The following is a 12,945-nucleotide window of genomic DNA, read 5'->3' on the forward strand; positions in this document are numbered from 1 at the left end:
AATGTAGATTAATCGAAAGTTTTGTCTGTGGAATGTCGCTTCTGGTCTCCATTTGGCTGGTGAATACTTTTTGATTAGAGTTTACTGCTAGATATGTGTGGTTTAGTCAGGATTATTGGTTTTTTTGCTACATTTTTATGGCAAATTACTTCAATGATTGCTAATGTGTGCCGCAGTCTTTGTAAGGTTTTAGGCTTTTGTGCTCAGAAAATGCACTAAAAAAATCTAAAACTCTGACCGTTCCAGGCCCTTACAAAGAAGTCATGGATGCTAACGAAAAAATTTGGAGTTTTACGCATGTATAAGAATAAAATCACGCGCGCTTTATTTATTGGTGCTGGTCTTTCTCTCGCTTTAGCTGGTTGTGGCGAAAAGCCTGCAGAGAAACAAGCTGCTGAGCCTGCTCCGGTTCCAGCCCCTGAAGCTAAATCTGATTCTAAAGAGCCAAAACTTGCTGCTGTTCAAGAATTGGTGCGTGGTAACGGTACAGAAGTTGCGACAATAGACCCTCATAAATCTCAAGGTGTTCCAGAATCCCACGTGATTCGCGATCTTCTTGAAGGCCTAGTAAACCAAGATGCGGACGGTAACACTATCCCTGGTGTTGCAGAATCTTGGGAAACTGAAGACAACAAAACATACACTTTCCACCTACGTGAAGACGCAAAATGGTCTAACGGTGATCCTGTTACTGCAGGTGATTTTGTATACAGCTTCCAACGCGCAGTCGACCCAGCAACCGCTTCTCCATACGCTTGGTACATGGAATACACCAAGATGAAGAACGCAAAAGACATTGTTGCGGGTAAAAAAGACAAGAGTGAGTTGGGTGTTAAAGCGGTTGACGACCACACGTTAGTGGTTGAGCTAGACACTGCTGTACCATACTTTGTGATGATGATGGGCCACACAACAGTGAAGCCTGTTCACCAAGCAACCGTTGAAAAGTTCGGAGATCAATGGACGAAGCCTGAGAACTTTGTAGGTAACGGTGCTTATGTTGTTGACAACTGGGTTGTAAACGAGCGTTTAGTTCTAAAACGTAACGAACAATACTGGGACAACGAAAACACGACGCTTGATCAAGTTACTTTCCTACCAATCGAAAACCAAGTAGCGGAAATGAACCGCTTCCTAGCAGGTGAAATCGACTTCACGAATGAACTGCCTACAGAGCACTTCAAGCGTTTGAAGCAAGAGCATCCAGAAGACGTGTCTGTATCGGGTAACTTGTGTACTTACTACTACATCTTCAACACGAAGAAAAAGCCGTTTGATGATGTTCGCGTACGTAAAGCGATTTCTTATGCGATTGACCGTAATATCGTGACTGATGCGATCCTAGCACAGGGTCAAAAGCCAGCTTATTTCCTAACGCCTGAAATCACGGCGGGTTTCAACCCAGAAATCCCTGCATACGGCAAAATGACACAAGAAGAGCGTAACGCTGAAGCGGCGCGTCTATTGGAAGAAGCGGGTTACGGCGCAGACAACCCTCTTGAATTTAACCTTCTATACAACACGTCAGAGAACCACAAGAAACTTGCGGTTGCACTGGGTTCAATGTGGAAGAAGACGCTTGGTCTAGACGTTACGCTAGAAAACCAAGAGTGGAAAACTTACCTATCTACCAAAGATTCTGGCAACTTTGAGGTTGCTCGTGCAGGTTGGTGTGGCGACTACAACGAAGCTTCATCTTTCCTAACGCTGATGATGAGTAATAACACTACTGGTGGTATTCACTACGACAGCAAAGAGTACGATGCAATCATGAACAAAGCATTTGCTTCAACTTCTGACGAAGAGCGTCAAGCGCTTTACCTAGAAGCAGAGAAGTTGATGGCAAAAGATATGCCAATCGCACCTATCTACCAGTACGTGAAATCACGTCTACTATCACCGAAAGTTGGTGGCTTCCCAGTCAATAACGCGGAAGACAAGATTTACTCTAAAGATCTCTACATCACAGAGTAATTCGTAACTCGATAGAACTATAAAAATGAGGCTCTACATGTGAGAAATTGCATGTAGCGCCTATCTTTAGTCCAAAAGAATTGGACGACTTCTTTAATTTAACTGTCACAGACTGAAAGAGTGAGTTTATGCTTAAATTCATCGCAAAAAGGATATTTGAGGCGATCCCAACAATGTTGGTTTTGATCACCGTATCTTTCTTTCTTATGCGCTTTGCACCGGGAAACCCTTTCTCGACAGAGCGTCCATTGCCACCCGAAGTAATGGCAAATATCGAAGCTAAATATGGCTTGGATAAACCTGTATTTGAACAATACACCACGTATTTGACCAATGTTATCCAAGGGGATTTCGGGCCGTCATTTAAATACCTTGATTACTCTGTTAACGAGCTGATCGCAGTTGCCTTACCTGTTTCGGCTAAAGTGGGCTTCATCGCCTTTATCTTTACCCTGATTATGGGGGTTACCGTCGGTACCATTGCTGCGCTCAAGCAGAATACTTGGATTGATTACACCATCATGTCGACAGCGATGCTCGGCGTGGTAATGCCTTCTTTTGTATTGGCACCTGCGCTTATCTATCTGTTCTCGCTTCACTGGAATATCTTCCCTGCGGGCGGTTGGCAAGATGGTAGCTGGCAGTATTTAGTGCTTCCTGTCATTGGTATGTCACTACTGTATGTTGCAACCTTCGCTCGTATTACGCGTGGTTCGATGATCGAAACCCTAAACAGTAACTTTATTCGTACGGCTCGTGCTAAAGGTCTAAGCTACCGTTACATTATCATCAAGCACGCTCTTAAGCCGGCACTTCTCCCTGTTGTTTCTTACATGGGTCCTGCTTTCGTAGGTATCATCACCGGTTCTGTTGTTATCGAAACCATTTTTGGTCTACCAGGTATTGGTAAGCTATTCGTTAATGCTGCGTTTAACCGTGACTACTCGCTAGTAATGGGTGTAACCATCCTGATTGGTTTCCTATTCATTTTATTCAACGCGATTGTAGATATTCTACTTGCAATGATTGACCCGAAAATTCGCTACTAACAGGGACGTTTGGTTATGTTAACGAAAAAAGAAAACCTAGAAGCGATTGAGAAGTTCTCCGAAAACTTGGAGATTGAAGGTCGCAGTCTTTGGCAAGATGCTCGTATCCGTTTTATGCGCAACAAAGCGGCAATGGTGAGCTTATTCCTTCTTGTTCTAATGACGTTGGCGGTGATTATTCTGCCAATGATCGCACCGCACACCTTTGATGATACTGACTGGTACGCAATGCACGTTGCACCGAATGCTGACCATTGGTTTGGTACCGACAGCTTAGGTCGTGACTTATACGTACGCACGCTAATCGGCGGTCGTATTTCGTTGATGGTGGGGGTCATGGGTGCATTTGTAGCTGTACTGATTGGTACGCTCTATGGCGCAGCATCTGGTTTTATCGGCGGTAAAGTTGACCGTGTGATGATGCGTATTCTAGAGATTTTGTACGCGGTACCGTTTATGTTCCTGGTAATCGTACTTGTGACATTCTTCGGTCGTAACATCATGCTGATCTTTGTCGCGATTGGTGCTATCGCATGGCTAGATATGGCGCGTATTGTACGTGGTCAGACACTCAGCTTACGTAGCAAGGAGTTCATCGAAGCTGCACACGTGTGTGGTGTTAGCAACTGGAAAATTATCACTCGTCATATCGTGCCGAACGTACTGGGTATTGTAGCGGTATACTCCACGCTACTTATCCCGAGCATGATCCTGACGGAGTCATTCCTATCATTCCTTGGTCTTGGTGTTCAGGAACCGATGACAAGTTGGGGCGCGCTTCTACAAGAAGGTGCACAGACAATGGAAGTGGCAATCTGGCAGCTGGCATTCCCAGCCGTGTTCATGGTTGTGACGCTATTCTGCTTCAACTACGTTGGTGACGGCCTGCGCGATGCGCTGGATCCAAAAGACAGATAATTAAAAGATAAGATTAAGGAAGCAATGATGAGCTTATTAGATGTCAAAGATCTGCGCGTCGAATTCACCACGCAAGATGGTATCGTAACCGCAGTAAACGATTTGAACTTCTCTCTCAACCAAGGCGAAACCTTAGGCATCGTTGGAGAGTCGGGATCAGGTAAATCTCAAACCGTATTCGCAATCATGGGCCTTTTGGCTAAAAACGGTATTATCTCTGGTAGCGCAAAGTTTGAAGGCAAAGAAATCTTAAACTTACCAGAAAAAGAACTGAACAAAGTTCGCGCTGAACAGATCGCAATGATCTTCCAAGACCCAATGACATCGCTGAACCCTTACATGAAGGTAAGTGACCAGTTGATGGAAGTGCTTATGCTGCATAAAGGTATGGGCAAAGCGGAAGCATTTGAAGAATCAGTACGCATGCTGGAAGCTGTGAAAATCCCTGAAGCGCGTAAGCGTATCACGATGTACCCGCATGAGTTTTCAGGCGGTATGCGTCAGCGTGTAATGATCGCGATGGCGTTGTTATGTCGCCCTAAACTGCTTATTGCCGATGAGCCAACAACTGCACTTGATGTGACGGTTCAAGCACAGATCATGGACCTGCTTAATGAGCTTAAAGACGAGTTCAACACGGCGATCATCATGATCACGCACGACCTTGGTGTTGTTGCAGGTTCGTGTGATAAGGTGCTGGTGATGTATGCAGGTCGTACGATGGAGTACGGTAACGTAAACGAGATCTTCTATAATCCAAGCCACCCTTATGCAGAGGGTCTACTGAAGGCGATTCCTCGCCTTGATACGGAAGGTGAAATTCTGCCAACCATTCCTGGTAATCCACCAAACTTGCTTCGTCTACCACCGGGCTGCCCTTATCAAGAGCGTTGTCACCGAGTGATGGATCGTTGTAAGCGTGAAGCGCCAATTCTGACTCCATTTGGTGATGGCCGTCAGCGCGCATGTTTTTCTGAATGGGAGGCTTGGAACAAATGAACGCAGTAGATAAAAAGCTAATTCTGGACATTTCAGAGCTGAAAGTTCACTTCAGCATTGCGTCAAAATCGGCATGGCCTTGGTCAAAGCCTTCAAGCCTAAAAGCGGTTGATGGGGTGAACGTTCGACTATACGAAGGGGAAACGCTTGGTGTAGTAGGTGAGTCAGGTTGTGGTAAATCGACGTTTGCGCGCGCCATCATCGGTCTTGTTGAAGCGACGGATGGAGAAGTAGTTTGGTTGGGTCAAGATCTAACTAAGATGAAAGACGTCCAACGTCGTGAAACGCGTAAAGAAATCCAAATGATTTTCCAAGATCCTTTGGCTTCTCTTAACCCACGTATGACGGTTGGCGACATTATTGCTGAGCCTCTTGAAACGTTCTATCCAGAACTGTCTAAGCAGGAAGTGAAAGACCGCGTTAAAGAGATGATGGCGAAAGTTGGCCTATTACCTAACGTTATTAACCGTTACCCACACGAGTTCTCAGGTGGTCAGTGTCAGCGTATCGGGATTGCGCGTGCGCTTATCCTTAAGCCTAAGATGATCATTTGTGACGAGCCAGTATCGGCGCTTGATGTATCTATTCAAGCTCAGGTTGTTAACCTGCTTAAAGAGATTCAAAAAGAACTAGGCCTTTCTCTGGTATTCATTGCGCATGACTTGTCAGTGGTTAAACATATCTCAGATCGTGTTTTGGTCATGTACTTGGGTAATGCTGTCGAACTCGGTGAGGCGGAGGCGCTGTTTGCTGATCCTAAGCACCCATATACACGCGCATTGATGTCAGCGGTTCCGATTCCGGACCCGAACATTGAGCGCAGTAAGAAAATCCAAATGCTGGAAGGCGACCTTCCTTCGCCGATCAGTCCACCATCGGGTTGTGTGTTCCGCACTCGTTGCCCACAAGCAACCGAAGAGTGTGCGAAGACGAAGCCAACGATTCAAGGTAACGACGTTCACGCGGTATCTTGTTTACACGTTAGTGTATAAATTCAGCCTGTGACGGGCTTAAGCGCGACACCTTTATCGGGTCGCGCTTTTTTTATGCATCTGATTTATACATTCGAATTTCTTGAACATGATGTCCTAAGTTCAGTGATTTTCTGTTTGATAGGAAACGCTAATATAGACATAAACAGAATGAGAGGAGCGCAATCATGGGTAAGTTGGTCGAAGGTGTTTGGCATGACGTCTGGTATGACACAAAATCAAATGGTGGCAAATTTGTGCGCGAAGATGCCGGATTCCGTAACTGGGTTAAAAACGAACCTGATGCGGAGTTTAAACCAGAGTCTGGTCGATACCATTTGTATGTCTCTCTTGCTTGTCCTTGGGCACACCGAACGCTCATCTTCCGCAAGCTGAAAGGCTTAGAACCACATATTGATGTCACGGTTGTTTGCCCTGATATGTTAAGCCAAGGCTGGCAAATGGGGCTTCCTGAGCCACTATTTGGTCACACTCGTATGCACCAAATCTATACGCAGGCCAAACCAGATTACACAGGCCGTGTAACTGTGCCTGTGCTTTGGGATAAAAAGACCAATACGATCGTGTCGAATGAGTCGTCAGAAATTATTCGTATGTTTAACTCGGAGTTCAATGAGTTAACAGGAAACCACGATGACTATTATCCAGAACAGCTAAAGCATGTTATTGACGAATGGAACGATTTTGTTTATCCAAACGTCAACAATGGAGTGTATCGCTGTGGTTTTGCGACCACGCAAGAGGCATATGAAGAAGCATTCGATTCTTTATTCGCTGCGCTAGATAAAATCGATTCGCACCTAGCGACGCATCGTTATTTAGCGGGGAATACTATTACCGAGGCTGATTGGCGTTTGTTTACGACTCTGATCCGTTTCGATGCCGTGTATGTGGGCCACTTCAAATGTAACAAGCTGCGCATCGCAGACTACGAAAATATTCAAGGATACTTAAAAGAGCTGTATCAAGTCGAAGGCGTCGAAGAAACCACGGATTTCTACCATATTAAACGTCACTACTATTTCAGCCACACCGGGATTAACCCGACGCAAGTCGTACCCAAAGGGCCTGATTTAGACTTAATCTCTCCTCATGGAAGAGAAATAATTAGCTAGTTTGCTGCCTCCATCAGAAATGAAAAAGTACTTAACGGTAAGCAATGTCGTTAAGTACTTTTATGCCAACTAAATACTAGGAGTAGGAGAGTGACTTTTAAATGTGCGTACGTCTTACTTAGCGCGTACGACATCCATCACTAGTTTTCCGTCGACTTTTACAGGGCCATCTTCTTTGGCTCCGAGTGTATATTCAAATACGCCAGTCTTCATTCCCCCTTTTTCTCCGTGGACCATTAGCATCAGCATGTCGCCAGACTCAACCGGTTCCATCAAAATTGCATTCACGTTCTCATTCTGTCCCATCTTTAGTGGGGCATAGCCGATAACAGGGCCAGGCTTCATTGATTCGTCTGTTCGGTGGACTACCATCCATCCGTTGTCGTCAGCATGAGCCATTTTTGCGGTTACCGTTCCTCCGGACATGTCTTGATCAACGCCTTTAATGCTTGGGGCTGAAAAGCTGAATGAAGAAAAACTGAACAGAATTGCAGCTAAACCAAGCTTTAGCAGTGAGTTGTTGATGGAGTTGTTCATATGTATTCCTTACTTATGTGTGAGTTTGCGTAATTGCAGTCCATCTTCGTTACGTAGTTCGAGTAAGAAAGTTCAGTTGAAATGTAAATAATGCTGATAAATTGAACAGGGAGGATCGCTTCGTTTTATTACGTTTTGGTGGTAAGTAAAAGAATAATGAAATTATAAGACGCAATGGTAAGCGGGGAGCCGGGGCCATTTTCTGATTATCCTCTCATCGTCACAGCTTCTTACCCATATTGAAATAAACTAATGATATAACAACCGCTTTTTAACGGGGGTGATGCATGGATATCAATGAGTTTGTCAGTGGCGAGCATCTAATTTGGAATCTGCTTATTGCTCTATTACTGGGGGCAATTGTTGGCACCCAACGTGGCTGGGTGATGCGCAATAGCGTAGAAGGCAGTCGTGTCGCGGGCATTCGTACTTTTTCTTTAGTCGGTTTACTCGGTGGTTTAGTTGGTATTCTCGCCAACATCTATTCACCTTTACTCATTGGTTTTGCGCTTATCGCTTTAGTCATCCTCACTTGCATCGCTTTTGTTATACAGCAGAAAAAGAGCGGAGATGTGAGCATCACTGGCGTGGTTAGTATCATGGTGGTGTTTGTTCTGGGTAACCTTGCCGTGTCGGGTGAGGCTGTTTTGGCAGCAGCAGCGGCCGTCATAACCGCGGTAGTGCTCGATAACAAAAGAGAGCTACATCAAGCGCTACAAAAACTGCAAGAGTATGAGTTAGACGCAGCACTGCGTTTATTACTTATCTCGATAGTCATGTTACCACTCTTACCAAATCAATCTTACGGCCCTTGGAATGCACTTAACCCGTATGAGATTTGGTGGATGGTTGTGCTGATCGCTAGTATCTCGTTTGTCGGTTATTTTGCGATAAAGATCGGCGGGGCGAAGCGAGGTATTTTGTTTACGTCTGTATTTGCTGGTCTTAGCTCTTCGACAGCATTAACGTTGCAGTTTTCCCATCTTTCTCGTGAGCAAGCGAGCATCAGCCCGTTACTCGCTAGTGGTATTCTTTTGAGCTGCGGAACCATGTTCCCTCGTTTACTTATCGTACTGTCCGTTATCAATCCACAATTAGTGAAACTGCTTTGGCCAATTGTGATGGCGATGATGGTTGCGCTGTACATTCCGGCATGGTGGATTTGGCGCAAAAGTGAAGTTGAGCAGATTGAGCAATCAAATAAGCAAACGAACCCTCTTGCTTTGCAGTCGGCACTGTTCTTTGGCCTCGTGTTGGCGGTGATTATGCTGCTCGCTCACGCTTTGTCTGACTGGTTCGGCAATGCGGGGGTGTTGATCCTTTCTGCTTTATCAGGGATTACTGACGTTGATGCGATCTCGTTAACCCTCGGACGTCAAAGTACGAAAACATTAAGCGTGACCACTGCTGCATTAGGCATTTTGATTGCCGCTTCGGTTAATACCATTGTGAAAATGGGGATGGTCATCGCGATAGGGGATAAGAAGCTTTGGCACCGAATCGCACCAGTGATGACAGGTTGTGTTGTGGTTGGGGCTGGGGTATTTATGGCGCTGTATTCTTAAGAGCGTATTAGTGCTATTGCTCATAGCCTCTTTGCTGTGTGGCCAACAATAGAAAAAGCCCTCGACGAATCGAGGGCTTTGGATAGTTGTCCAACTAGATGTCAGAAGCGATTACTTAGCTTCTTGGTCTGCTTGGATTGCTGTTAGAGCGATTGTGTACACGATATCGTCTACTAGCGCACCACGAGACAAGTCGTTTACAGGCTTGCGCATACCTTGCAGCATTGGACCGATAGAAACTAGGTCAGCTGAACGTTGTACCGCTTTGTAAGTCGTGTTACCCGTGTTTAGGTCTGGGAATACGAATACTGTCGCTTTACCTGCTACTGGAGAGTTAGGCGCTTTAGACGCTGCCACGTTTTCCATGATAGCTGCGTCGTACTGTAGAGGACCGTCGATCACTAGATCAGGACGCTTCTCTTTCGCGATGCGAGTTGCCTCACGTACTTTATCAACGTCTGCACCCTTACCAGATTCACCAGTAGAGTAAGAGATCATAGCAACGCGAGGGTCGATACCGAATGCTGCTGCAGAGTCAGCAGATTGGATAGCGATTTCAGCAAGCTGTTCAGCGGTTGGATCTGGGTTGATCGCACAGTCACCGTAAACCAGTACTTGATCAGGCAGAAGCATGAAGAATACTGAAGATACGATAGACGCATTTGGTGCAGTCTTGATGATTTGGAACGGAGGAACGATAGTGTTCGCCGTAGTATGAACAGCACCAGAAACTAGGCCGTCAACTTCGTCGTTCTCAAGCATCATTGTGCCTAGGAATACTGAATCTTGTAGCTTCTCACGAGCCACAACTTCAGTCATGCCCTTCGCACCGCGCAGCTCAACTAGACGAGCAACGTAGTTTTCACGAACAGCATCGGCATCGATGATGGTTACGCCAGTACCTAGCTCAACGCCTTGTTGAGCTGCTACGCGACGGATTTCATCTGGGTTACCTAGAAGCACACAGTCTGCAATGCCGCGTTCAGCACAGATTGCTGCCGCTTTAACAGTACGTGGTTCGTCACCTTCTGGAAGAACGATACGCTTGCCTGCTTTACGAGCAAGTTCAGTTAGTTGGTAACGGAACGCTGGTGGGCTTAGACGACGAGACTTCTGAGTACCTTCAGTCATTGACTCGATCCAGTTACCGTCGATGTGACCAGCAACGTGCTCGTTGATGAACTCGATACGCTCTTTATCGTCTGCAGGTACTTCGATGCTGAAGCTCTGTAGGTTTAGAGATGTCTGCCAAGTGTTACCTTGTGCTTTGAAGATAGGTAGACCAGTGTCGAACGCTGGTTTACATAGACCTTCGATTTCGCGAGGGATGTCGTAACCGCCAGTTAGCAGTACAGCACCAATATCCACACCGTTCATTGCAGCAAGAGAAGCAGCAACGATAACATCAGGACGGTCTGCAGAAGTAACAAGTAGAGAGCCAGGCTTGAAATGCTCAATCATGTTTGGCAGAGAACGTGCACAGAAAGTGATGCTCTTGATGCGACGAGTGTTGATGTCACCTTCGTTGATGATATCTGCTTTCAGGTGCTTAGCCATGTCGATTGCACGAGTCGCAATCAGATCAATGCTCCATGGCACGCAACCTAGTACACGAATTGGAGAAGTGTTGAAGATTTCCATCACTTTCAATTCGTTTTGTTTTGCGCTATCTGCATCGTCAAAGATTTCAGATAGGTCAGGGCGAGTACGGCCAGCTTCATCAACAGGAGCGTTTAGCTTGTTGATGATAACGCCAGAGATGTTTTTGTTCTTAGTGCCGCCGAAGTTAGAACATGCTACTTCGATACGCTCTTTCAGTTGCGCTGGGTTATCAGTACCTGGAGTCGCAACTAGCACGATTTCTGCACCAAGTGTTGCCGCGATTTCCGCGTTTACTTGGTTTGCAAATGGGTGCTTACGAGTAGGTACAAGACCTTCGATTAGCGTAACGTCTGCGTCTTTGTTGATTTGGTTGTAACGTTCAACAACGGTTTCTAGCAGCTCGTCCATGTTGTCGTTACCGATTAGGCTTTCAGCAACAGACATCGCCATTGGTTCACCGATCTTCATATCGCTGTTGTGGCCAACGATAGTTGAAGTCAGATCTGGCTGATCACCACCTGAACGTGGCTGACAGATTGGCTTGTAGAAAGAAACTTTAACGCCTTTACGCTCCATAGCGCGAAGAACACCCATGCTAACGCTTGTTAGGCCAACGCCTGCGCTAGTAGGGATAAGCATAATAGTACGAGACATTCGTAGAGTACCTTTAGCTATTTGGGGGATAAAAGCTCAACTCTTATTCCATGAAGCTCGAAGAATAGGAGTTGAGCCCCTAAAAATTCGTTTGAATGAAAATCTGGCTAGCCGAGTGGCTAGCCAGTAATTCAATTAAAGACCTGTCAGGCGTGCAGTGTCTTCAGCGATGACTAGCTCTTCGTTAGTAGAGATAACCATTGCAGGGATACGGCTGTTTTCAGTCGTGATAACGCCTTCGCCGCCGAAGCGAGCTTTAAGGTTAGCTTCGCTATCTACTTCGATACCGAAGATACCAAGACGGTTTAGAACCATTTCACGGATAGGGCCAGAGTTCTCGCCGATACCGCCAGTGAAAGTGATTGCGTCTAGACGGCCGTCCATTGAAGCAGTGTAGCCAGCTACGTACTTAGCTAGACGGTGGCAGAACACGTCCATTGCGCGTGTTGCTTCTTCTTTCTCACCGTAGTTGTCTTCAACGAAACGACAATCAGAAGTCACTTCAGTTAGACCTTGAAGACCAGACTCTTTAGTTAGCATCGTGTTGATTTGATCAACAGAGTAACCTAGAGCGTCGTGCAGGTGGAAGATGATCGCAGGGTCGATGTCGCCACAGCGAGTACCCATTACTAGACCTTCAAGTGGAGTAAGACCCATAGAAGTGTCTACAGATTGACCGTTCTTGATTGCACATACAGACGCGCCGTTACCTAGGTGACAGTTGATGATGTTTACTTCTTCAACTGGTTTGTTTAGTAGGCCAGCAACTTCACGAGTGATGAACAAGTGAGAAGTACCGTGCATACCGTAACGACGGATACCGTGTTCTTTGTATAGGTTGTATGGAAGAGCGTATAGGTAAGACTCTTCAGGCATAGTTTGGTGGAACGCAGTGTCAAATACAGCAACGTTTTTCAGCTCTGGGAAGTTTTTCTTAGCCGCTTCGATACCGATGATGTGAGCAGGGTTGTGAAGAGGTGCAAATGTTGCAGCGTCTTGAATACCTTTTAGAACTTCATCAGTGATTAGTGCAGATTGAGTGAACTGCTCGCCGCCGTGAACGATACGGTGACCGATTGCGCCTAGGTTAGCTTTAAGCTCTGGCTTAGAAGCAAGAATAGTTTCTACCATAAACGCTAGTGCTTCTTCGTGAGCTGCACCATTGCCTAGTTGAGCTTCGTGCTTGCCATCAAGTTTCCACTTGATGCGAGCTTCAGGAAGGTGAAGACACTCAGCAAGACCTGATAAGTGCTCGTCGCCGTTCTCGGCATCAACAACGGCAAATTTAAGAGAAGAACTACCGCAGTTTAAAACTAAAACTAGCTTAGACATGTATGACTACCTGTTATTCGTCTGATAAAAAATCAGTTAAAGAATGAAAAATTAATCACAAGAATAGCCGATACCCAGAAGGCTGCGTACTAATCCTGGTCAAAAATTGTTCTAATTCCATATAAAGAAATAGTGATGAACCCATCCATCACTATGATGCGATCCGTGCAGATAGATATCTCGGAGTTGCTTAAATTGTAAATAACAG

General features: G+C 45.7%; 10 protein-coding genes. 7 read left to right on the top strand and 3 right to left on the bottom strand.

Going from position 1 to position 12,945, the window contains the following annotated elements; all coding sequences use genetic code 11:
* Positions 1-297 precede the first annotated feature (297 nt).
* The 6 genes from VEA_RS07110 to VEA_RS07135 all read left to right on the top strand — a co-directional run bounded on the left by VEA_RS07110 (position 298) and on the right by VEA_RS07135 (position 7,047).
* Entirely contained in the window at positions 298-1,974 is a 1,677-nt protein-coding gene (locus VEA_RS07110; RefSeq protein WP_012841580.1) for an ABC transporter substrate-binding protein, read from the top strand.
* Positions 1,975-2,102: 128 nt separating this feature from the next.
* Complete coding sequence (oppB, locus tag VEA_RS07115; protein ID WP_006742810.1) at positions 2,103-3,023, top strand: oligopeptide ABC transporter permease OppB; 921 nt, start codon at positions 2,103-2,105, stop codon at positions 3,021-3,023.
* 15 nt (positions 3,024-3,038) lie between these two features.
* Complete coding sequence (gene oppC / locus VEA_RS07120; RefSeq protein ID WP_005396642.1) at positions 3,039-3,941, top strand: oligopeptide ABC transporter permease OppC; 903 nt, start codon at positions 3,039-3,041, stop codon at positions 3,939-3,941.
* Between the two features lie 27 nt (positions 3,942-3,968).
* A complete protein-coding gene (oppD, locus tag VEA_RS07125; protein ID WP_005396641.1) occupies positions 3,969-4,940 on the top strand; it encodes an ABC transporter ATP-binding protein in 972 nt (323 codons plus the stop codon).
* Complete coding sequence (gene oppF / locus VEA_RS07130) at positions 4,919-5,932, top strand: murein tripeptide/oligopeptide ABC transporter ATP binding protein OppF (RefSeq protein WP_006742812.1); 1,014 nt, start codon at positions 4,919-4,921, stop codon at positions 5,930-5,932. The genes oppD and oppF overlap by 22 nt, the downstream gene beginning before the upstream one ends.
* Positions 5,933-6,099: 167 nt before the next feature.
* Entirely contained in the window at positions 6,100-7,047 is a 948-nt protein-coding gene (locus VEA_RS07135; protein WP_006742813.1) for a glutathione S-transferase family protein, read from the top strand.
* A 114-nt stretch (positions 7,048-7,161) separates the two neighbouring features.
* Here VEA_RS07135 and VEA_RS07140 read toward each other — a convergent pair whose 3' ends face one another.
* Complete coding sequence (locus tag VEA_RS07140; RefSeq protein ID WP_012841581.1) at positions 7,162-7,584, bottom strand: DUF7282 domain-containing protein; 423 nt, start codon at positions 7,582-7,584, stop codon at positions 7,162-7,164.
* Positions 7,585-7,871: 287 nt separating this feature from the next.
* Between VEA_RS07140 and VEA_RS07145 the strand changes: the two genes are divergently transcribed.
* Positions 7,872-9,149: an MgtC/SapB family protein gene (locus tag VEA_RS07145; protein WP_006742814.1), complete on the top strand. Its 1,278-nt coding sequence runs from the start codon at positions 7,872-7,874 to the stop codon at positions 9,147-9,149.
* A gap of 111 nt (positions 9,150-9,260) precedes the next feature.
* Here VEA_RS07145 and pta read toward each other — a convergent pair whose 3' ends face one another.
* Both pta and VEA_RS07155 read right to left on the bottom strand, forming a co-directional pair.
* Positions 9,261-11,405: a phosphate acetyltransferase gene (pta, locus tag VEA_RS07150; protein ID WP_005396636.1), complete on the bottom strand. Its 2,145-nt coding sequence runs from the start codon at positions 11,403-11,405 to the stop codon at positions 9,261-9,263.
* Between the two features lie 135 nt (positions 11,406-11,540).
* Positions 11,541-12,737 carry an acetate kinase gene (locus VEA_RS07155; protein ID WP_005396635.1) on the bottom strand — a complete coding sequence of 399 codons (1,197 nt, stop codon included), beginning with the start codon at positions 12,735-12,737 and terminating at the stop codon, positions 11,541-11,543.
* Positions 12,738-12,945 lie beyond the last annotated feature (208 nt).

Source organism: Vibrio antiquarius, assembly GCF_000024825.1.
Lineage (GTDB): Bacteria > Pseudomonadota > Gammaproteobacteria > Enterobacterales > Vibrionaceae > Vibrio > Vibrio diabolicus.

Excerpts from the sequence above, each read along its gene's own strand:
- VEA_RS07110 (WP_012841580.1), top strand. The coding sequence starts at position 298 with ATGTATAAGAATAAAATCACGCGCGCTTTATTTATTGGTGCTGGTCTT.
- oppB (WP_006742810.1), top strand. The coding sequence starts at position 2,103 with ATGCTTAAATTCATCGCAAAAAGGATATTTGAGGCGATCCCAACAATG.
- oppC (WP_005396642.1), top strand. The coding sequence starts at position 3,039 with ATGTTAACGAAAAAAGAAAACCTAGAAGCGATTGAGAAGTTCTCCGAA.
- oppD (WP_005396641.1), top strand. The coding sequence starts at position 3,969 with ATGAGCTTATTAGATGTCAAAGATCTGCGCGTCGAATTCACCACGCAA.
- oppF (WP_006742812.1), top strand. The coding sequence starts at position 4,919 with ATGGGAGGCTTGGAACAAATGAACGCAGTAGATAAAAAGCTAATTCTG.
- VEA_RS07135 (WP_006742813.1), top strand. The coding sequence starts at position 6,100 with ATGGGTAAGTTGGTCGAAGGTGTTTGGCATGACGTCTGGTATGACACA.
- VEA_RS07140 (WP_012841581.1), bottom strand. The coding sequence starts at position 7,584 with ATGAACAACTCCATCAACAACTCACTGCTAAAGCTTGGTTTAGCTGCA.
- VEA_RS07145 (WP_006742814.1), top strand. The coding sequence starts at position 7,872 with ATGGATATCAATGAGTTTGTCAGTGGCGAGCATCTAATTTGGAATCTG.
- pta (WP_005396636.1), bottom strand. The coding sequence starts at position 11,405 with ATGTCTCGTACTATTATGCTTATCCCTACTAGCGCAGGCGTTGGCCTA.
- VEA_RS07155 (WP_005396635.1), bottom strand. The coding sequence starts at position 12,737 with ATGTCTAAGCTAGTTTTAGTTTTAAACTGCGGTAGTTCTTCTCTTAAA.